The organism is Marinobacter sp. R17 (assembly GCF_003789045.1).
In the GTDB taxonomy this organism is placed as follows: domain Bacteria; phylum Pseudomonadota; class Gammaproteobacteria; order Pseudomonadales; family Oleiphilaceae; genus Marinobacter_A; species Marinobacter_A mangrovi.
Window position 1 is genome coordinate 13785 of record NZ_RHGZ01000005.1, and the last position, 20801, is coordinate 34585.

Here is a 20801-nt window from a genome sequence, read left to right on the forward strand (position 1 = left end):
CTTTTACCCCCTATTCAAGATGAGGTCTTGATTCCATGGCTTTGGACGATCAGTTCCAACGATTCCTTTTTGAAGACAGCCAGGTCCGCGGCGAGTGGGTCCGCCTGTCCGGCAGCTTCCAGGAGATCATCTCCCAGTCCGCCTACCCCGAGCGCATCCAGCACCTGCTGGGGGAAACCCTGGCGGCCAGCGTGCTGCTGTCCGGCACGCTCAAGTTTGAAGGGACCCTGTCCATCCAGGCCCAGGGCGAAGGTCCGGTCCGCATGCTGATGGCCGAATGCAGTCACGACCGCGCGATTCGCGGCATCGCCCGCTACGACACCCAGCCGGCCGGCGAAAGTCTCGACGAGCTGCTTGGCGAAGGCCGCATGGCGATCACCATCACCCCGGACCAGGGCCAGCGCTACCAGGGCGTGGTGCCGCGGGAGCACGACAACCTGTCCGCCTGTCTGGAAGAGTATTTCGAACGTTCGGAGCAGATCGACACTCGGTTGTTCCTGTTTGCCGACGGCAAACAGGCCGCCGGCCTCATGCTGCAGCGTCTGCCGGGCGACAAGTCGCTGGACGACGACCTGTGGCAACGCGTCGGCCATCTCGCCAGCACGGTCAAGGCGGATGAAATGCTCGGACTGGACAGCCAGACCGTCCTGAACCGCCTGTTCCACGAAGAAACCCTGCGTGTTTTCGATTCGGAAACGGTGCGTTTCCAGTGCAGCTGCTCCCGGGAGCGGACACTGGCGGCACTGGAATCCGTTGGTCAGGACGAGTGCTACAGCATTCTCGATGAGCAGGAAACCATCGAGATGGACTGCCAGTTCTGCCATACGCAGTACCGCTTTGACCGCAACGATATCGACCAACTGTTCCACGGTCATTCACTGCACTGATCGGGATGGCCTGGATACCATCGGATCCAGGCTTCCCGGAATGTAACAGAACAGTTGCAAACAGGCTCCCCAACGTTGTGCAAATTGGCCGTAAAGCCCTCAACCATGCACCTTTGCGGGCAGTCGTTTTTTAATCAGGTCTCTGGCATAATAGCGCGCCTGTGCGAACCCGATTGTTCATAAAACCGTCAGTTTCTGAGCCGGGCCGTTCCCGGGACGACGTCGGATCGAGCAATGCCGAAACCACCTAGGGCGAGGTTGAAGTGAGTAACACCTACACTGATTTGAGTGCAGCAAGACTGGTCGAACTGGCGCTGGAGCGCAACGAAGGCCGGCTGGCTGCGAACGGGTCTCTGGTCGTCAAGACCGGCAAACGGACGGGCCGTTCTCCGATGGACCGTTTTATCGTCGAAGAACCCAGCACCTCCGACGCCATCCACTGGGGCCCGATCAACCGCCCGTTCGATGCCGACAAGTTCGACGCGCTGTGGGATCGTGTGGAAGCTTACCTGGCGGACAAGACCCAGTTTGTCTCCAACGTCCACGTGGGCTCGGATCCGGAGCACTACCTGCCGGTCAAGATGACCACCGAAACCGCGTGGCAGAACCTGTTCGGCCGCACCCTGTTCATCCGTCCGGAGAGCTTCAACCCGGCGGACAAGCAGGAATGGCAGATCCTCAACGCCGCCGGTTTCCAGTGCGACCCGGAGCGTGACGGTACCAACAGCGACGGCACCGTGATGATCAACTTTGCCAAGCGCAAGGTCCTGATCGCCGGTATGCACTACGCCGGAGAAATGAAGAAGGCCATGTTCTCCGTGCAGAACTTCCTGCTGCCGGAAAAAGACGTGCTGCCAATGCACTGCTCGGCCAACGTCGGCGAAGACGGCGAAACCTGCCTGTTCTTCGGCCTGTCCGGCACCGGCAAGACCACCCTGTCCGCCGACCCGGATCGTTATCTGATCGGTGACGACGAGCACGGCTGGGGTCCGGGCACGGTCTTCAACATCGAAGGCGGCTGCTACGCCAAGTGCATCGACCTGAGCCAGAAGAACGAACCGATCATCTGGGACGCCATCCGTTTTGGCGCCATCGTCGAGAACGTGGTGATCGACGACGAGACCCGCGAGCCGGACTACACCGACGTCTCCCTGACCGAAAACTCCCGCTGCGCCTACCCGCTGGAGCACGTGGAGAAGCGGGTCATCGAGAATCGCGCCGGTGAGCCGTCCGCGATCGTTTTCCTGACCTGCGACATGACCGGCGTCCTGCCCCCGGTGTCCCTGCTGAATAAAGAAGCGGCGGCCTATCACTTCCTGAGCGGCTACACCGCGCTGGTGGGCTCCACCGAAATGGGCTCCTCCTCCAAGCTGAAGTCCACCTTCTCCACCTGTTTCGGCGCGCCGTTCTTCCCGCGTCCGGCCGGCGTCTACGCCGAGCTGCTGATGAAGCGGATGGAAGAGTTCGGCAGCAAGGTCTATCTGGTCAACACCGGCTGGACCGGCGGCCCCTACGGTGTCGGCGAGCGTTTCAGCATCCCGACCACCCGCGCCATCATCAGCGCCATCCAGAACGGCGACCTGGAAGGTGCCGAAACCGAGCACCTGGACAAGCTGAACCTGGACGTGCCGAAAGAAGTCCCGGGCGTGGACAGCAAACTGCTGAACCCGCGCAACACCTGGAGCGACCCGGCCGAATACGACGCCAAGGCCCAGGAGCTGATCAACCAGTTCGTCGACAACTTCACCAAGTTCGACGTCTCCGACGCCATCGTGGCGGCAGGCCCCAAAGCCTGATCGGAAGCTGGTTTACGAGGCGCCCAATGGGCGCCTTTTTTGTGCCCAACGATGCATGAATACGCTCGCGGAGAGGTAGGTTGGCGCTGACGCAGGAAGCCCAACAATGAGCGGGCACCAGACGTTCCCGTTATCGCGAGACAGGCTTGGAGCATGGGTTCTCGAAAGCCGGCTTGGCGACCATTGGATTGGATGAGATTGGCCTCAAACCCGCCCTATTGGGCTTCCTGCGTCAGCGCCAACCTACGAAGCTATCGCATTCATTGCCGACCATGATCGATGTATCCGGTGACGCTTGAAGCGCTAATTTCGAGGTTTATGGGAAGCGCATGATTACCCTTGCCGGAGGATGGACAAGGACGTCCCGGTCGTATTAGCCGGCCAGGGACGGCCGTCTAATACAGCGTAGGCAAGGGTATTCCTGCGTTTCCCTGGCACGAGCTGGCAACCCTGGAATTTGACTCACCACATTTGAGAGAGGCATGTCGGGGCCCTTACGGGCCCTCCGAAGCTAAAGCGTCGGCTACACAAGAGTCACTCCCGAGGAATCCTTGAATCACGCATAAAACGCCAACGGCACAAACGCCACCAACAGCAACGCAATGCCCATGACAATCAACGGCATGATGATCCGCTCATGGCGCTGATAGAAGGTGCCGGTCTGGGCCATGGCCGCAGAGACTTCCGCTTCGCCCACCACCTGCCGGGTCAGCAGATGGTTGAGCGCCACCGGCGGGCTCAGGTAACCCAGTTCGAAGGCCACCAACGTGGTCATCCAGAAGTGGATCGGGTTGATGCCGCTGCTGTAGGCGATGGACGCCACGGTCGCACTGACCAGGATCACGGCACCAAACGCATCCATGATCATCCCCAGCACCACCAACACCAGCACCATCAGCACCATCGCCGCCCAGGGGCTGGCGAAGGACTGTGGGAACAGAGACATGATCTCGGCCCGCTCGATCACCCCGCCAATACTGACCGACAGCCCCAGCAACAGCAGCAACGCCCCGATTTCCGACGTCGTATCGTTGGTGGCCCCGCGGATACTGCGCTCGATGCCCTGATGATTCACGCGATCGCCGTCGGCGTGGCGGGCCCGTTTCAGGGTGATGTGCTCGTAGACCAGGATCGCCAGCATGATCACCGGCAGGATGCGCGGCGCCGAGAATTCGTCCATGCCCACATCCAGCGCCCAGCGGTAGAACAGCACCACACCGGCAATCACCAGCACGTAGGGCACCAGCGGCACCAACTGGCGCAGCATGGCCGGCAGCGCCTCGCCGGCCGGCGCCAGCTTGAGCGGGCTTTGCCGGTTGGCACTCAGGGAAATGGCCAGGAACAGCACGGCGGTCAGCAGGAATACCCAGACGCCCCAGCCGAACAGATCGTCCGTGGTCACCTCCCGGTTCAGGTAGGCGATCACCACCACCAGCAGACAGGGCCGCAACACCACACCCAGCGAGCCGGACATGGCGGTGGCGGCGAGCGCCAGATGACGCCGGGCCCCGGCCGCCCGCAGCTCGCTGTAGATCACCGCGCCGGCCGCGATCACGAAGATCCCGGACGCCCCGGTGTAGGCCGTGGGCACCGCCGCCACGATCACCGCGACCACCGCCAGCATTTCAGGTGGCATGCGCCAGGGCCGGAACACATTGAACACCAGCGTCGCCAGCCGCGTCTGCTTGAGCATCATGCCCACCCAGACATACAGCGCCACATTCAGGAACATGTCGGACAGTTCCATCATCTTGTCGAGATAAACCCCGATGCCCGCGGCGTGCCCCACCACAGCAAAATAGGTGCCCGAGATCAGGCACATGCCGGTATACAGCGGCACGGCGAGTCCCGCCTTGACCAGGTCCCCGCCCGGTTTCAGGTCGGCGGGCGGCCGCGCCAGGCGATAGAGGCTGACCATCGTCAGGGCCAGGAAGCCGGCGATCCACAGGTCGTGCAGGATTTCCCGCTCCAAGGTGATGTCCGAGCCCGCATCATGGGAGGTCTGTCGGTACAACAGGCTGGAGCCCAGCAGCATGACGTTGGCCACGGTCTGCAGGAAATACGACAGGGTGTAGTCCAGACGGGTCTCGATGGCCCGCATGGCGATGTGATGACGGGTGAGCGTGGCGGTGGCGGCGCACAGCATCACCAGGACCACGAGGATGTAGCGCTGGGACGTCAGGCCCAGCGCAATGAGATCGGCGACAAACCCTTCCACCGCCCGATAGGCTTTCAGCCCCGGCGTCATCTGGCCCTGCAGGCTGGCGTAGTCGGCGTGCTTCTCCCGGCACAGGGCGACGGCGTTCTCCACCGCCGCACGCACATCGGCCGGGTTCACCGTCTGTTCGCCGAGCAGGCCCATCAGCGGGTCATCCGCCGCCTTACGGGAGTCAGCCAGTTTGCGCTCGACCTCGGTGTCGATGTCCCGGTTCGGATTGCAACCGGGTTCCACTGGATCCGACCGCAGCTTGTAGTACCCACTCCAGAGCTGCTCGCCACCGCGCAGCATCTGGTTGTGGATATCGCTGCTGGTGGAGAAGATCACCACCAGCAACAACAGCAGGCACGCCGGCAGCGAGGAAAACCACTCCAATCCGGTTCGCGCGGCCGTTCGCTGGGTCATTACGGTTGCAGACATCGAGATCGAGCCTTATCGGTTTACGGTGTTGTTCGCCCTATTCGGCGGCGAGGGCGCATTCCGCCCGTGTCGCATCGTCCTTGCAGCGGATGGCCCGCATCAGCTTGAGAGCGCGCGCATCGTAGGTGCCGGCGTCGCGCAGGCTGACGCGGACCTCGCCCAGCATGCGGTCGTAGTCCGCCACCTGCTGCTGGGTCGGATGCATCCAGGTGGATGCCGGAATGTCCTTCTCTGCCTGCTGGATCAGGCCGTAGGCTTCGTCCACCCGGGACAGCGCGTAGGCCCGCATGCGATCGCCGTAGTTGTCGGGAAAGCGGTCACGATGGTCGATCATCTGGAACGTCATCTGCGCCAGGCGGTACTGGTAAATGCCACCGTCCGGATTGACGCCCTTGTAGAGTTCCAGCGGCTGGTAGGCTACCGCCGGCGCGTAGGCCAGGTCGACGCTGCCGTTATTGAACTTGCCGGCAAAGTTGGCGGAGTTGGCGCCCACCACCGAGGCGCCCACGTGACGCACCATGGTGACCGCGGCGTTGTCGTAATCCAGCGTGGCGATCTTCTTGCCCTGCAGCTCTTCCACGGTGTCGACGTTGCGGTCCCGGATGAACAGGTAGATGGAGCCCGCTGGCAGGATGCCCACGACCTCGTAATTGTCCTTCTGCAGGAGGCTGGCGGCGGACGGCTGGGCCAAGGTCTGCAGCAGGATGCGCATCTGGGCCTCGCTGGTCAGCGCACCAAGGGCCTCGATGCTGCCGGTGAAGTGGTTGTATTCCCGCGCCCGGGTGCCGGTGAGCAGCACCGAATCACACTGTCCGGCCTTGAAGTCTTCCGAGGCGATTTTCTCGTCGGTGTAGGCCCGCAGATCCAGGTCGACGCCCCAGCCCAGGGCCGTCGGGCGAACCGACTTCATCACGTTGAACAGGGGGCCATTGGAACCCACCGGATCAAAAACGCAGAAGGATCGCTTGATCACCTCCGCATTGGCTGCGTGAGCCAGGCCGGCGCCCAGCCAGAGTGTCAGGCCAAGGGCCGCCAGGGCCCGCTTTCCAAGTTGCATGTTGAGTGTCTCCGTCATTGTTATCGTTATGCGCTGTAGACGGGCTACAGCGGTGTCCCTACATCACGACCGCTCAACGTGATGCCGGCGGGCCTCACAGCACCGCCGCCAGTGCGGGCGCTAACGCCCGCAGACGGATTCCCCAACAGCCCGGTCGGCCTACAGCAGGGAATCCAGATCGATCACCTCACCCACCGGGGCCTCGTCATCCCAGAAGGTGCCGAGCCCGCCCATGGGCGTGCGGTGACCGGTGTTCTCCATCCACAACCGGTCGGAAATCGCCAGGATGTTGTGGGTGGCCAGTTCGTCGACCAGAGCCCATTCCGGGTCGGCCGGTCGTTTCTCGATGGCGTCGGCATGGCGGCGGATGACATCTTTCACCCGATCCATATCCCCCTCGTTCCAGGCGGCGATGGCGTGGAACACGTGGCTGATGCGAACACCCTCGGCCTCGCCGATGGCATCGGAGGCCTGCAGCCGTTCGAAGGCGTCTTCGCCATCCGGCTGGGCCCCCGGGATCATCGCCCAGACGGTGGCCCGCAGGGCCATGGGCGCGCCCCACCATTTTTCGTTATCCAGGCAGCCGGAGGCGCGGGCCACGATCGAGCCGATGTTCTTGGGCACACCGACCGGCGCGGTGGACTGGATTTCCGCGTTCAGAGCCTGCAACCCCGACAGCAGGCCGGCCAGGTAGATGAATTCGTCCATGTCCTCGTCGAAGTCGGGACACGCTTCGGTTTCCGGATCGCCGTAGAAGGCTTCAAAATGGCGCCAGCCCTTGAAATAACGCTGGGCGGCCAGGGCGTAATAGCGCTTCTGCAGGATAATGGCGTCCTCGGCCTGCTCCGGCTGACGGGCCCGCAGGGCGCCCATGCTTTCAAGCTCCGCCTCCCGCGCCTGGTCCTCGGCACAGCCACCGGCCTGCAGGCTCATCATCACCGCCAGCTGGTCCGGGTTGTCGGTGACCCGCCCAAAGGACATCAACAGCGGCTGCACCGACTCGCTCATGGCGCAGGCCATCTCCAGATCGCGGGTCTCCAGCAGGTAAGGCATGGTGTGCTCTTTGGAGAAACCCTGCATCACGTCGCCGGTGGTGGAATAGATCATGTGGTTCACGACGCCACAGCCACTCAGCGAAGCGGCAGCCAGCGCCGACAACGCGACGGCACGGGCGCGGCGTACCAGAGCCGGACGCCAGAATGAACGGGAAGCATCAGCACGTGTTGTCATACAGCCTGTCACCTTTTGGGTTCGCGGGAGCATCTGCTTACTCCCCTGTTTTTATTAGAAAGTTGCGGAACCGCTACGAGGTTGCTGCTGTCCGACGCATTCACGCTTTTTGTGCAGCACCGTCTAAAGGCACCCTGACATGGCACCACCTGTAACGATTTGTTACAGACCGGGATTATCCTCAAGTCCACAACGATTTTGTGAGACGGACGCCTCAAAGCCGCAATGACGGCGGCGGCTCTGCCCTGCTTCGGGATTGACAGCCTCCGCCGAAACGCTATACCTGTATGAAGCCTCAGGTAGGCTCACTATCGCCGGGCCGATACCCGGCAGCAGTCGGTGACGTCCCCGCAGGGCGCATCACCTGTTCACCATCGAAGGAGAATTTCATGCGCAAACCCGAACTTGCCAGTGCCATTGCCGAGCAGACCGGTCTGACCAAGGAAAAAGCCGCCGAGGTCATCACCGCCTTTACCGATCAGGTGTCCGCCGCCGCCGCCAAAGGCGACGACATTTCACTGATCGGCTTTGGCACCTTCAGTGTCCGCAAGCGCGAAGCCCGGACCGGTCGCAACCCGCAGACCGGCGCTACCATGAAGATCGCCGCCAGCAAGACGGTGGGCTTCAAGGCCGGTAAAGCGCTGAAAGACGCCGTCGGCAAGTAAGCGCCAGCGGCCGGCTGCGTCCTGTAGCCGGCCCGGTTTCTCCCTTAACTCGACGCGCACTCCGCCCTGGAAGCATCCACGCGACAGCGAATCGCTTTCATCAGCTTGATCGCACGAGGGTCATAGACACCCTTGTCGAGCAGCGACAGGCGCACCTCCCGCAGCATCTGGTCATACTCCTGCACGTCCTCTTTCGGCGGGTACATCCACTCGTCCTCAGGAATCTCGGCTTCCGCCTGGGCAATGATCTGGTAGGCCTCGTTGATGCGCTTGGACGCTTCGTCACGCACCATTTGCCCGGCATCCTCGGGGAAGCGGTCGCGGTGCAGGATCACCTGGAAATTCATGTAGGCCACGGCGTACTTGAAGACGCCACCGTTGGGTTCAACGCCCTTGTAGAGTTCCAGCGGCGTGTAGGCCACCGCCGGCGCGTAGGCGATGTCGACGCTGCCGTTGTTGAACTTGCCGGCGAAGTTGGCGGAATTGGCCCCCACCACTGACGCGCCCACGTGGCGGACCATGGTCAGTGAAGCGGTATCGTAGTCGAGCGTGGCGATCTTCTTGCCCTGCAATTCCTCCACCGTGTCGATGTTGCGGTCGCGGGTGAACAGGTAGACCGCCCCACCCGGGAAGATACCGGCCACTTCGTAACGCTCGTTGGTGAGGAACGGCTTGGCCTTGGGCTGGCTCAGGGTGTTGAACAGCAGCCGCATTTCCTTCTCGCCGGGAATGGCGCCCATGGCTTCGAGGCTGCCGGTGAACTTGTTGAACTCCCGGGCCCGGGTGCCGGTCAGCAGGACCGCATCGCACTGCCCGGCCTTGAAGTCTTCGGCGGCCACCTTTTCATCGGTGTAGGCGCGCAGGTCCAGTTCCACCCCTTCCCGCAGGGCGACCGGACGAAACGTCTTGGTGATGGCGAACAGCGGGCCGTTGGCCCCGACGGGATCAAACACACAGAAACTGCGTTTGATGACCGCCTGCTCGTCCGCCTGAGCGGTTGCGGTCAGCAGCATACTGATAGACAAGGCCAGGCCACCGGTCAGGTGGCGCAGCCGGGATGGACTGAACATGGGGCGCACTCCTGCTTATTCTTGTCATGCCTTGTGTCCGGCCTGGTTCATGGGTTGACCAGAACGGCCACCGGTGGCATCAGAATAGGAAGGCCCCGGAAGGGTTGCGTTGGCAGGAGCGCCCGGGCCGATGGGGCATTGTTGCCACCAGCCATCGGCGACAGATCACAGCAGCCCGGACGGGCCGGCCTGCTGCGCCATCGGGCTATTCGGCGTTCTTGGCAGCGCTGGCGTCGGTGCCGCCGGCTTTTGTGCCGGTCTTTGAACCAGTTCCGCTTTTGCGGGCCGTGGAGCGCCGGTTGGGCGAGCTCTTGCTGGTTGTTTTCTTCTGCTGCTCGGCCAGCTGCTCCAGCAGCGTATCCACCCGCTTCTCCAGCGCCACCAACTGATGCTGCAGCGCCGTCTGCTTGTCGAGGGAATCAGTGGAGTTGCGGGAAATGGTCCAGAGCAGCCAGACAATCGCCAGCAACAGCAGGAAAGACAGGAATCCCATGGTGATCTCCGCCAGTTTGGGTCAGGAACCGCCGGCTCCGGTGAGCCGGCCCATAAGCCAGTCAGAGGCCCATTAAGTGTAGCAGGCCCGGACGGAACGGCAGTCTGCCAAGGATTCAGTCCTGCCGGGTGTACGCCACGTCGCCGTCGACCCAGACCTGGTTCACCACGCCCGGCAACGGTGTCCCCAGCAGCGGGGCGTGTTTGCCAACGGACAACAGCGAATCCGCAGACGCGGTCCAGTGTGCCTGTGGATCGATCCAGCAGAGATCGGCCACCTGCCCCACCGACAGCGACGGCGGCGTCAGTCCCAGCGCCTGGGCCGGACCTGTAGTGAGGGCGCGGATCAGGGCCGGCAGCTCCAGCTCGCCCCGCTCCACCAGCATCAGGCCCATGGAAAGGACGCTTTCGATGCTGGACAGTCCGGCCTCGGTATCCCCCAGCGGCGCGTTCTTGGCCGCCGGATCGTGGGGCTGGTGCTGACTGACGATGGCGCTGATGGCACCGCTGCGCACGCCTTCAATCAGCCCCTGGCGATCTTCCTCGGAACGCAACGGCGGTTGCAGATGGTAGCGGCTGTCGAAATCGGCCAACGCCTGTTCGGTGAACAGCAGATGATGCATGGCCACATCCGCCGTGACCGCGACGCCACGGCTGCGGGCCTGAGCCACCATATCCACACTGCGGGCGCAGGACAGCTGGCTCAGGTGCAGGCGCACGCCGGTTTCCTCGGCCAGCAGGATCATTTCCATCACCGCGGCGGTCTCCGCCACCTCGGGAATGCCCAGCAGACCCAGGCGCGCCGTCACCAGCCCATCGTGGGCAAACCCATCCGCCGCCAGGGCGTGATTCTGCGGGTGCAGCATCAGGGTGATGCCGAAGGTGCGGGCGTACGCCATGCAACGACGCAACACCCGGGCGTTGACCAGGGTTTCCGAACCGTTGCTCAGGGCCACGCAGCCGGCGCCGGTCAGGCCCACCATGTCACTCAGCAGCTCGCCGGACAGCCCCTTGGTCGCGGCGCCCAACGGCAGCACCCGAATCGGCGCGTCGCGCTCGGCGACATCGCGAATGAGGTGGGTGATCGCACTGGAATCGTTGACCGGCGAGGAATCCGGAGCCGCGCAGACGGTGGTGAAGCCGCCACGCGACGCCGCCCGGCTCTCGCTGGCAATCGAACCCTTCTGGCCGTTGCCGGGCTCGCGCAGGTTGCAATAGAGGTCGATAAAGCCGGGGGTCAGCAAGCCGCCCGCGGCGTCCAGAACCGAATCCGCCGCGGCGGCATCCGCCTCGCTGCCGGTGGCGGCTATGAGCCCATCCCGGATCAGTAGCGACTGCTGTTCGTCCCGACCGGTATGAGGATCAATCACACGGCCGTTTTCTATGCGCAGTGCCGGTGTGCTGTTCATGCCTGTCCCTCCGCATCCTGACCACGCTGGGCCCGCTGCCCGCCCATCGCCATGGACATCACGGCCATGCGGATGGCAATACCATTAGTGACCTGGTTGAGGATCACCGAGCGCGGCCCGTCGGCCACGGCGGATTCGATTTCCACACCCCGGTTGATCGGACCGGGGTGCATGACGATGGCATCCGGCTTGGCGTAGGCCAGCTTCTCGGTGTTCAGGCCGTACACTTTGTAGAACTCCCGCTCACTGGGCAGCAAGGCGCCTTCCATGCGTTCGCGCTGCAGGCGCAGCATGATGATCACGTCGATGTCCTTGAGCCCCGAGCGCATGTCGTAAGCCACGGAGCAGCCCAGGCTCTCCACGTCCGTCGGCAGCAGCGTGCTGGGGGCAATCAGGCGCACCTCTTCAGCACCGAGGACGTTCAGCGCCTGGATCTGGGAGCGGGCCACCCGCGAGTGCAGGATATCGCCGACAATCGCCACTTTTAGCCCTTCGAAGCGGCCCTTGTGCTGGCGAATGGTGAGCATGTCCAGCATCGCCTGGGTCGGGTGCGCGTGACGGCCGTCGCCGGCGTTGATGATGGCCACGCCCGGCGTCACCGACTGGGCGATGAAATGCGGCGCGCCACTGCGGGAATGGCGCACCACGAACATGTCGCTGGCCATGGCTTCCAGGTTAAGCAGGGTGTCGGACAGGGACTCGCCCTTGGAGGTGGCGGAGGTGCTGATGTCCAGGTTCAGCACGTCCGCCGACAGGCGCTTGGCCGCCAGTTCAAAGGTGCTGCGGGTGCGGGTGCTGGATTCGAAGAACAGGTTCACCACCGTGCAGCCCCGCAGCAGAGGGACTTTCTTGATGCGGCGTTCGCCCACTTCGATAAAGGAGTCGGCGGTGTCCAGGATGCGGGTGAGCAGCTCCCGGTCGAGGCCGTCGATGGTCAGGAAATGGCGCAGCTGGCCCTGCTCGTTGAGCTGCAGCGCGCGCGCTGAGGCGTCCGTTGTCGTCATCGAATCAGGCTCCTTTTGCCGGCGTTGCATCGGCCTGGCGCAGTTCCACGCTCAGTGGATCCGGGCCCTTGAGCTTGACCCGCTCATTGGCTTTCAGCGTCAGGGTCTGCCCCACCACGTCCGGCTGGATCGGCAGTTCCCGGGCGCCCAGGTCGATCAGCGTCGCCAGGATGATGCCGGCGGGGCGGCCGTAGTCAAAGATCTCGTTCATGGCAGCGCGGATGGTGCGCCCGCTCATGATGACGTCGTCCACCAGGATGATGTGGCGGTCCTCGGTCTCGAAAGGCAGATGGGAAGGCCGGACTTTCGGATTCAGCCCAATCCGGGAAAAGTCGTCCCGGTAGAAGGAGATATCCAGCTCACCAAAGGGCTCGTCCAGGCCCAGGCGCTTGTGCAGGATATCGGCGAGCCAGACACCGCCGGTACGGATGCCGATCAGTACCGGCCGTTCGATGCCACGCTCCTTGAGGAGGCGGCGCAGGCCCTGCTCGAGATCGTCGAGCAACGCGTCCACGTTCAGCAATGCCGTCATTGTAGTCCCCCGTGCGAACAGCGGCGCTAGTCTACCATGGCCAATCGGGGGAAGCAGCGGGCAGACGGGGTCGCAAGGCAGGGAGGCCGGCGGTCAGCCGTTGCTGGAAAACCAGGTCTCCAGAATGATGACTGCCGCCAGGTCGTCGACGCCGTGGGTGCCGAAATCACGGGAGCCGCCGCGGGCCATAACCTCGCCCTTGGCTTCGAAACTGCTGAGGCGCTCGTCCACCATCTCCACCGGATGATGGAAACGGCCGTGCAGGCGCTTGCCGAACTTGCGGGCACGCAAGCACATCTCGCTCTCGGTGCCGTCCATGTTCAGCGGCAGGCCGACCACAAACAGGTTGGGCCGCCATTCGTCCACGACTTTGGCAATTTCATCCCAGTTGGGTTGCCCGTCCCGGGCCTTGAGCATAGCCACCGGCTTGGCAGTGCCGAGCATTTCCTGGCCCACGGCGATGCCGATGCGGCGGGTGCCGAAATCAAACCCCATCACCCGGCGCTGACCGACCTCAGGCATGGCCCACCGTATCGGTCAGCTGGTTAAGGTCGATGCCCATGGCGCGGATGACTTCGGCGTAGCGCTGCTCGCTCTCCACCCGGAACAGCAGGTCGTGATTGGCCGGACACACCAGCCAGCTGCTGGTATTGAGCTCTTCTTCCAGCTGGCCGGGCGACCAGCCGGAATAGCCCAGGGCCATCAGGAACTCCGACGGGCCTTCACCGCAGCCAATGGCTTCGAGAATATCGCGGGACGTGGTCATGGTGAGCTGATCGGTAATGGCCATGGAACTTTGCCATTCCCCGAACGGACGATGCAGCACGAAGCCCCGCTCCGGCTGCACCGGGCCGCCGGCGTAGACGGGCTGGTTGACTTCCTCGCCGTCCAGGTCGAGCTGTTCCAGCACTTCACCCACGGAAATATCCAGCGGCCGGTTGATAACCAGCCCCATGGCCCCGTCGCTGTTGTGCTCACACATGAAGATCACGGTCCCGTGAAAACCCGGATCCTCAAGATAGGGCGAAGCCACCAGCAGGCGGTTACGGAGTGAATCGTCAGCAATCGTCATAGGATCTAGTATTCGTGCGGAGGCGCGCCGGTGCAAGCCTGGAAATGTGACCGGCCGGTGGCAACGCCGGGAAATCAGCCGGAGGACAGGCCCCGGCGCTGGAACGACCAGGTGCGAATAATTTCCAGCTGGTCGAACTGGTCGCGCATTTTATCCGAGAACGGGGCGAAAGGCGCGGACAGACGCACGATGCGGATGGCCGCATCGTCCAGCACCTTGTTGCCGGAGGAGTTGAGGATCTGCACGTCCTTCACGCTGCCGTCCTTCTCCAGCACCACGACCATGCGCAGGGAGCCGTAGATGCCCGAGCGGCGGGCTTCCGGCGGGTAGTTGAGGTTGCCGACGCGAGTCACCTTGCTCACCCAATTCTGAACGTACCAGGCGTTATCGGACTTGAGCGTGGAGGCCGCCGTCACCCGCTTGATCCGCGGTTTCTTGGCGTAGGCGCGCTGCTGCTGGTCAAGCCGGGCTTCGAGACTGGCAATTTCCAGACTGCGGTCCATCAGGCTCTTTTTCTTCTTCACCGGCGCCTTCTCAACCGGCTTCTCTTTCTCTTTTTCCTGCTGCGCCGGACGCGACTTGGCCGTCGTGGTGACGACCTGCTTATCGGGCTGGGGCTTGGGTTCCGGCTGAGATTGCTGCACCGGTTGGGGCTGGACGGGTTTGACCTGGGTATTCTGCACCGGCGCCTGGTGCGTGGTGGTCAGCTCCTGCTTTTCCTGTTCGGTGCCGCTGCCTTTCTGGTTGGTCTGCGCCAGGAAGTCGGCCTCGTCGGGCGCCTTCTGGTCATCGTGCTGGGCCAGGGTGATTTCCAGCGTCTCGGCGGCCGGTGCCGGGTCGTCCGGGGCAAACGAAATCCCCAGCACGATGACGGCATGAAGCGCCAGTGCCATAAAAAAGGTAAAGGAAAACCGATCGAAATCACTGACCTGGACAGCCATGCTCGCCACTTAATCAACCACTGACCACTGCATGAGACGCGACGGTGCGGCGAAGCGCACCCTCAGATAAGGCCCCAAGTTTGCTGTCTTCGTCGGCACTTGTCCATCCTGCCAACAAATCGTCACAGGATGTCACGGTACGCCGACATCACAACCGGGCTTCGATGGCGTCCAGCAATTGCGACGAAATGTCGATGCCGAATTCCCGGTCCAGTTCGCGCACGCAGGTGGGGCTGGTCACGTTGATTTCGGTGAGGTAGTCGCCGATGACGTCAATACCGACAAAAATCAGCCCTTTCTCTTTCAGCGTCGGCGCAATGCGCTCGCAGATTTCCCGGTCCCGATCGGTCAGCGGGCGGCCTTCGCCGCGACCACCGGCCGCCAGGTTGCCCCGGTTCTCGCCCTGGGATGGAATGCGCGCCAGCGCATAGGGAATCGGCTCGCCGTCGATCATCAGGATGCGCTTATCGCCGTCCTTGATCGCCGGCAGGAACTTCTGCGCCATGATCTGGTGATTGCCGTCGTTGGTCAGCGTCTCGATGATGACCCCCAGGTTGGCGTCCCCTTCCTTCACCCGGAAGATGGACTTGCCGCCCATGCCGTCCACCGGCTTCATGATCACGTCGCCATGGCGGGCATAGAATTCCCGCAGGCGCTCGGCGGAGCGGGTCACCACCAGCGGCGGCGTACAGTCGATGAAGCGGGTGGCGAACAGCTTTTCATTGCAGTCGCGCAGCGCGTTCGGCGGATTGACCACCAACGCGCCCTGGTCGGCGGCGGCATCCAGGATATAGGTGGCCATCATGAATTCCCGGTCCACCGGCGGGTCCTTGCGCATCAGGATCACGTCCAGTTCGCCCAGCGCCATCTCGAACTCATCACCGAACGTGTACCAGTCGTCCGGGTCCATGCGCACCGTCAGTTCGCGCACCCGGGCACGGGCTTCGCCGCCGTCCAGGAAGAGGTCGTGCTGCTCCATGTAGATCAGTTCCCAGCCCCGCTGCTGGGCGGCCCATAGCATCGCCAGCGACGTGTCCTTCTTGTAGTGGATGTCCTCGATGGGATCCATGACGATACCGAGTCTGACGGTCATAGCGCGACTTCAACCTCTTTCTGGAAACAGGAACGGGTCAGCAGAGCAGCCCGACGCTCAGGTGCTATGCTGGCAGGCACAGCGGATATTTCCGGGCCGGACCGATGGTAGTGTACCGACGTTCAGTATGCATTACCCAAAGCTGCCGAATCACTACGCAAAAGCCGGCCCCGCAAGCGCTCTTGTAAGCGCAAGAGTACATTTGGTCACAAACTTATGCTTTTTCTCAAGCGACCTATAATCTATAAATAGTCAGGCTTTATAGAACGCCCCTTGAATGTGTGTTAAAAAGGCCCGTCAAATCTCCCACTGGTCTCGGAAACCGGTCTGACGGCGCCAACGAAGCCGGGCTGGAAGCAAGGCCAGCTACCGAATCGACTGCGTGACCGGCTGGAACAGCCAGAGTGATTCGAATCGGAGCTGAACAACAACGATCCTGTAGAGCGCAAGGCTGTTGGATAATGGATGACAACTTCGAAAACCTGAAGATTATGGTGATTGACGATAGCAAGACGATTCGTCGCACCGCCGAAACCCTTCTCAAAAAGGTTGGCTGTGAAGTCATCACCGCAACGGATGGATTCGATGCCCTGGCCAAGATTGCCGACACCCAACCTGACATCGTGTTCGTCGATATCATGATGCCACGCCTGGACGGCTACCAGACCTGCGCCCTGATCAAGAACAACTCCGCGTTCAAGAAGACTCCCGTCATCATGCTCTCCAGCAAGGACGGCCTTTTCGACAAGGCCAAGGGACGTATAGTCGGTTCCGACCAGTACCTGACCAAGCCTTTCAGCAAGGACGAACTGCTGAACACCATTCGTCAGTACGTTCCCACGGCGGAACAGTAAACCGATTGATACAACGCATTTATCGAGGAACTCATGGCCCGCATCCTGATTGTCGACGACTCTCCGACCGAGGTTAAGAAAATCTCCAGCATCCTGGAAAAGCACCAGCATGAAGTGCTCTCCGCGGACAACGGTGCCGATGGCGTCGCCAAGGCCCGCGCCGAACAGCCCGACCTGGTCCTGATGGACGTCGTCATGCCCGGGCTCAACGGTTTCCAGGCTACCCGTCAGCTGACCCGCTCGCCGGACACGGCTTCCATTCCCGTGGTGATCGTCACCACCAAGGATCAGGAAACCGACCGCGTCTGGGGCACCCGTCAGGGCGCCAAGGGCTATCTGGTCAAACCCGTCAACGAAGATGAGCTGATCAAGACGATTGCCAGTCTGATCGCCTGACCGCCAGTATGGAGTAAGCATGTCCGCCCAGGCTGCCCCTTTTGCCGTACTGACGGATATCGCCCGGCGTAGCAAGGCCCTCGCTTCGGGCCTGCCGGCCCAGCAGGAAGCCATTGAGCTGTGGAATGGCATCGGCTTCACGCTGGCCGGACAACGCTACGTCGCCCCGATGGGCGAAGTGGTCGAAATTCTTCACGTCCCCCGGTACACCCATATACCGGGGGTTCGTCCATTTATGCTCGGCGCGGCGAACGTCCGTGGCCGGCTGCTGCCCCTGATCGACCTTGCCCACTTCTTTGACCTGGGCCGCAGTTCCCGCAGTCACCGGGAGCGTCGCGTGCTGGTCATCGAACAGGGCGACGTGTTCAGTGGCCTGGTCGTCGACAGCGTCTCAGGCATGCAGTATTTCGCGCTGGAAAGCTTCACCGAAGATCCGGCGCAAGTCCCAGACATCGTTCAGCCTTTCGTTCACGGAGGCTATCGACGCAACGAAGAAACCTGGAATGTGTTCTCGACCTTCGCACTGATGGACGATGAGCGTTTCCTGGATGTTTCTCAGTGGTGAACAGGACGGCAGGGCCTGTTCACTGAATCCCCAGACCCGAAGGACCAACTTGCCGACATAAGGCCGGGAGCCAGAAAATGAAGAAAAGAGCCGGAAGATTCAATGCGGGTCAGGGCGCCAACAAGCTGGTTGGCGGCCTGATCGGTGCATTGATCGTACTGACCGTCCTGCTCGTCGCTGTGCTGTTCATCATCAACCGCGACAGCCGCCACGACCAGGAATACATCGCCCACGCCAGTGAGCTGCGGGTCCTGTCACAGGAAATCGCGAAAAACGCCTCGGAAGCGGCCGGCGGGACGCCGGAAGCGTTCGATCAGTTGCAGCGCTCTCGTGACCAGTTCGCAAAACTCTGGGGATTCCTCACCGAGGGCAACCCGCAGACCGGCCTTCCGCCGAGTGACCTGGCTGCCAAAAGCGGCGTACAGGAGGACTGGAACGCCGTTCGTGAACGGGCTGACACCATCATCTCCACCCGCGAGGCGGTTTTGGGCCTGCACAAGGTGGCCCAGACCCTGAACGAGAACATCCCCCAGCTGCAGGTGGAGTACGACGACATCGTACAGATCCTCCTGGACAACAACGCTCCGGCGGAACAGGTCGCCCTGGCCCAGCGTCAGTCCCTGCTGGCGGAACGGATCGTGCGCTCGGTCAACAACGTATTGTCCGGTGACGAAGACGCGGTGATCGCCGCCGACCGCTTCGGCCGCGACGCCAAGCTGTTCGGTCGCGTCCTCGACGGCCAGACCAACGGCAACGCCGCCATGGGCATTTCCAAGGTCCAGGACGAAGACGCCCGCTACGGTCTGGACGCGGTTTCCGAACTGTTCGAATTCGTCTCCCAGAACGTTGACGCCATCCTCGACGCGTCTCCGGACCTGTTTACCGTCCGCCGCGCGTCCAACGAGATCTACCAGAGCTCCCAGGCCCTGCTGAACGAAACGTCCGCACTGGCCGACAAATTCCGTGACCAGGCCGACTCCCGCCTGATCAGTCCGATGCTGGCGTACATCCTGCTGGCCGCCCTGGCTGCCGTTATCGTCGTCATCGGTCTGACCATCTACCGGACCTCCCAGGCGCGACTGGCGTCGACCCAGGACCAGAACGAACAGAACCAGAACGCGATCCTGCGACTGCTGGACGAACTGGCCGACCTGGCCGATGGTGACCTGACCACCGAGGCCACGGTCACCGAGGACTTCACCGGGGCCATCGCCGACTCCATCAACTACGCGATCGACCAGATGCGCGGGCTGGTACAGTCCATCCGGGGTACCGCGGTTCGAGTCTCCTCCGCCGCCCAGGAAACCCAGGCGACTGCGATGCATCTGGCCGACGCCTCCGAGCACCAGGCCCAGGAAATTGCCGGTGCCTCCGCGGCCGTGAACGAAATGGCCGTATCCATCGACCAGGTCTCCTCGAACGCCGCCGAATCCTCCGCGGTTGCTGAGCGGTCGGTTGCGATCGCGAAGAAAGGCGCGGAAGTGGTACAGAACACCATCCGCGGCATGGACAACATCCGTGAGCAGATCCAGGAAACGTCCAAACGGATCAAGCGTCTGGGTGAATCCTCCCAGGAAATCGGTGACATCGTCTCCCTGATCAACGACATCGCCGACCAGACCAACATCCTGTCCCTGAACGCTGCGATCCAGGCCTCCATGGCCGGTGACGCGGGTCGAGGCTTCGCGGTGGTTGCGGACGAGGTTCAGCGCCTCGCGGAACGTTCCTCTGCGGCCACCAAGCAGATTGAAGCCCTGGTTAAGACGATCCAGTCTGACACCAACGAGGCGGTTATCTCCATGGAACACACCACCGCCGAGGTGGTCCGTGGTGCCCGCCTGGCCCAGGACGCGGGTGTGGCCCTCGAGGAAATCGAGAACGTCTCGATGAACCTTGCGGAACTCATCCAGAACATCTCCAACGCGGCCCGTCAGCAGGCGTCGTCCGCGGCTCACATCTCCAACACGATGAACGTTATCCAGGAGATCACCTCGCAGACCTCCTCCGGTACCAACGCGACCGCGAAGTCGATCGGTAACCTGGCCGAAATGGCCGGTGAGCTGCGCTCCTCCGTTGCCGGCTTCACGCTGCCGGAGGAAGATCTGCCGGAAGAAGAAGAGGAAGACAGCGACGTTCCCGTGGTGAGCTGATAGCGGGGTGCAAGTGACGACGCCGGAAAGTACGGCTGAATCATGATCATGGCCGAAACGCGCGACGACAGATCCGCCGGTATCTGGACGCTGCGGCCCCTTCCCCAGATGGACGGGGCCCAGTTCCAGCAGTGGCAGACGCTACTGGAAGAGCGGACCGGAATGACCCTGACGCCGGATCGACAATCGTTCCTGCAGACCAATCTGGGCATCCGGATGCGCGAAATCGGTTGCGAGACCTATCAGGCCTATTACGAGAAAGTGGTTTCCGGCCCCGGCGCCATCGTCGAGTGGGCCACCCTGGTGGACCGACTCACCGTTCAGGAAACCCGCTTCTTTCGTGATCCGGACGCCTTCCGACTGGTCTCGGACTATGTCATGACCCGGCCACGGGACAGCCTCAAGAAACGCCCCCTGGAAGCCTGGAGCGTGGGCTGTTCAACCGGCGAAGAACCTTACACCCTGGCGATGCTGCTGGATCAGTGCATGCAGCAGCTGGAACTGGAACCCCTGTTCGGGGTGACCGGATCGGACATCAGCAAGCCGGCCCTGGAAAAGGCACAGAGAGGGGTATTCGGGGGCCGCAGGCTATCCACAACAGAGCCTGCGGTTCGGGAACGCTACTTCCATCCGGCTACCGGCAATGAATGGGCCATCGACCCGGCGATCAAACAGCGGGTCTGTTTTACCCGACTGAACGTGCTGGACCTGAATCAGGCACCGATGCATGGCATGAATATCATTTTCTGCCAGAACCTGCTGATCTACTTCCGCCGCTGGCGGCGCAGGGAAATTGTCAGGCGACTGACCGAACGACTGGCACCGGGTGGACTCCTGGTGCTGGGTCAGGGCGAACTGACGGATTGGCAGCATCCCTCCCTGCAGCGGGTGCCATCGGATAGCGTGCTGGCGTGGATCAAACGCCAGACAGACGAAGAATAACCGGAGTG

The 20801-nt window shown here is 62.5% G+C and carries 20 protein-coding genes; 8 read left to right on the forward strand and 12 right to left on the reverse strand.

The annotated features are described in order from the left end of the window. The first annotated feature begins 35 nt into the window (after positions 1-35). Positions 36-887, forward strand: coding sequence for an Hsp33 family molecular chaperone HslO (gene hslO, locus EB809_RS05215; protein WP_123633768.1), 852 nt, complete (start codon positions 36-38; stop codon positions 885-887). Between the two features lie 263 nt (positions 888-1150). Continuing rightward, the gene (locus tag EB809_RS05220) at positions 1151-2683 is read left to right on the forward strand and encodes a phosphoenolpyruvate carboxykinase (protein ID WP_123633769.1); all 1533 of its coding nucleotides are present in this window, start codon (positions 1151-1153) and stop codon (positions 2681-2683) included. A gap of 556 nt (positions 2684-3239) precedes the next feature. Here EB809_RS05220 and EB809_RS05225 read toward each other — a convergent pair. The 3 genes from EB809_RS05225 to EB809_RS05235 form a co-directional block, all read right to left on the reverse strand. Further along, a complete protein-coding gene (locus EB809_RS05225; RefSeq protein ID WP_190294829.1) occupies positions 3240-5321 on the reverse strand; it encodes a TRAP transporter large permease subunit in 2082 nt (693 codons plus the stop codon). 37 nt (positions 5322-5358) lie between these two features. Beyond that, positions 5359-6378 carry a putative solute-binding protein gene (locus EB809_RS05230; protein WP_123633770.1) on the reverse strand — a complete coding sequence of 340 codons (1020 nt, stop codon included), beginning with the start codon at positions 6376-6378 and terminating at the stop codon, positions 5359-5361. 159 nt (positions 6379-6537) lie between these two features. Then, positions 6538-7608: a hypothetical protein gene (locus EB809_RS05235; RefSeq protein ID WP_317848703.1), complete on the reverse strand. Its 1071-nt coding sequence runs from the start codon at positions 7606-7608 to the stop codon at positions 6538-6540. Between the two features lie 389 nt (positions 7609-7997). Here EB809_RS05235 and EB809_RS05240 point away from each other — a divergent pair, with 389 nt between their 5' ends. Continuing rightward, a complete protein-coding gene (locus tag EB809_RS05240; protein ID WP_123633771.1) occupies positions 7998-8273 on the forward strand; it encodes an HU family DNA-binding protein in 276 nt (91 codons plus the stop codon). 44 nt (positions 8274-8317) lie between these two features. Here EB809_RS05240 and EB809_RS05245 read toward each other — a convergent pair whose 3' ends face one another. The 9 genes from EB809_RS05245 to gshB all read right to left on the reverse strand — a co-directional run bounded on the left by EB809_RS05245 (position 8318) and on the right by gshB (position 15886). Then, positions 8318-9286, reverse strand: a complete 969-nt coding sequence (locus EB809_RS05245) for a putative solute-binding protein (protein ID WP_223807832.1) — start codon at positions 9284-9286, stop codon at positions 8318-8320. A gap of 262 nt (positions 9287-9548) precedes the next feature. Further along, positions 9549-9836: a hypothetical protein gene (locus EB809_RS05250; RefSeq protein WP_123633773.1), complete on the reverse strand. Its 288-nt coding sequence runs from the start codon at positions 9834-9836 to the stop codon at positions 9549-9551. A gap of 115 nt (positions 9837-9951) precedes the next feature. Continuing rightward, positions 9952-11244 carry a dihydroorotase gene (locus EB809_RS05255; RefSeq protein ID WP_123633774.1) on the reverse strand — a complete coding sequence of 431 codons (1293 nt, stop codon included), beginning with the start codon at positions 11242-11244 and terminating at the stop codon, positions 9952-9954. Beyond that, the gene (locus EB809_RS05260; RefSeq protein ID WP_123633775.1) at positions 11241-12248 is read right to left on the reverse strand and encodes an aspartate carbamoyltransferase catalytic subunit; all 1008 of its coding nucleotides are present in this window, start codon (positions 12246-12248) and stop codon (positions 11241-11243) included. The genes EB809_RS05255 and EB809_RS05260 overlap by 4 nt, the downstream gene beginning before the upstream one ends. Before the next feature lie 4 nt (positions 12249-12252). Beyond that, on the reverse strand, positions 12253-12780 hold the full coding sequence (gene pyrR / locus EB809_RS05265) for a bifunctional pyr operon transcriptional regulator/uracil phosphoribosyltransferase PyrR (protein WP_123633776.1): 528 nt from the start codon (positions 12778-12780) through the stop codon (positions 12253-12255). Positions 12781-12873: 93 nt separating this feature from the next. Continuing rightward, entirely contained in the window at positions 12874-13302 is a 429-nt protein-coding gene (gene ruvX / locus EB809_RS05270; protein ID WP_123633777.1) for a Holliday junction resolvase RuvX, read from the reverse strand. Beyond that, a complete protein-coding gene (locus EB809_RS05275; RefSeq protein ID WP_123633778.1) occupies positions 13295-13852 on the reverse strand; it encodes a YqgE/AlgH family protein in 558 nt (185 codons plus the stop codon). The genes ruvX and EB809_RS05275 overlap by 8 nt, the downstream gene beginning before the upstream one ends. A gap of 74 nt (positions 13853-13926) precedes the next feature. Continuing rightward, a complete protein-coding gene (locus EB809_RS05280) occupies positions 13927-14793 on the reverse strand; it encodes an energy transducer TonB (RefSeq protein WP_123633779.1) in 867 nt (288 codons plus the stop codon). A 148-nt stretch (positions 14794-14941) separates the two neighbouring features. After that, positions 14942-15886, reverse strand: coding sequence for a glutathione synthase (gene gshB, locus EB809_RS05285; protein WP_123633780.1), 945 nt, complete (start codon positions 15884-15886; stop codon positions 14942-14944). 461 nt (positions 15887-16347) lie between these two features. Between gshB and pilG the strand changes: the two genes are divergently transcribed. The 5 genes from pilG to EB809_RS05310 all read left to right on the forward strand — a co-directional run bounded on the left by pilG (position 16348) and on the right by EB809_RS05310 (position 20793). After that, entirely contained in the window at positions 16348-16740 is a 393-nt protein-coding gene (gene pilG / locus EB809_RS05290) for a twitching motility response regulator PilG (protein ID WP_123633781.1), read from the forward strand. Between the two features lie 33 nt (positions 16741-16773). Next, the gene (gene pilH, locus EB809_RS05295; RefSeq protein ID WP_123633782.1) at positions 16774-17136 is read left to right on the forward strand and encodes a twitching motility response regulator PilH; all 363 of its coding nucleotides are present in this window, start codon (positions 16774-16776) and stop codon (positions 17134-17136) included. 19 nt (positions 17137-17155) lie between these two features. Then, positions 17156-17701: a chemotaxis protein CheW gene (locus EB809_RS05300; protein WP_123633783.1), complete on the forward strand. Its 546-nt coding sequence runs from the start codon at positions 17156-17158 to the stop codon at positions 17699-17701. A gap of 77 nt (positions 17702-17778) precedes the next feature. Beyond that, positions 17779-19851 (forward strand): methyl-accepting chemotaxis protein, encoded by a 2073-nt coding sequence (locus tag EB809_RS05305; RefSeq protein WP_123633784.1) that lies wholly within the window; start codon positions 17779-17781, stop codon positions 19849-19851. A gap of 48 nt (positions 19852-19899) precedes the next feature. Further along, a complete protein-coding gene (locus EB809_RS05310) occupies positions 19900-20793 on the forward strand; it encodes a CheR family methyltransferase (RefSeq protein ID WP_190294830.1) in 894 nt (297 codons plus the stop codon). The last annotated feature ends 8 nt before the right edge of the window (positions 20794-20801 follow it).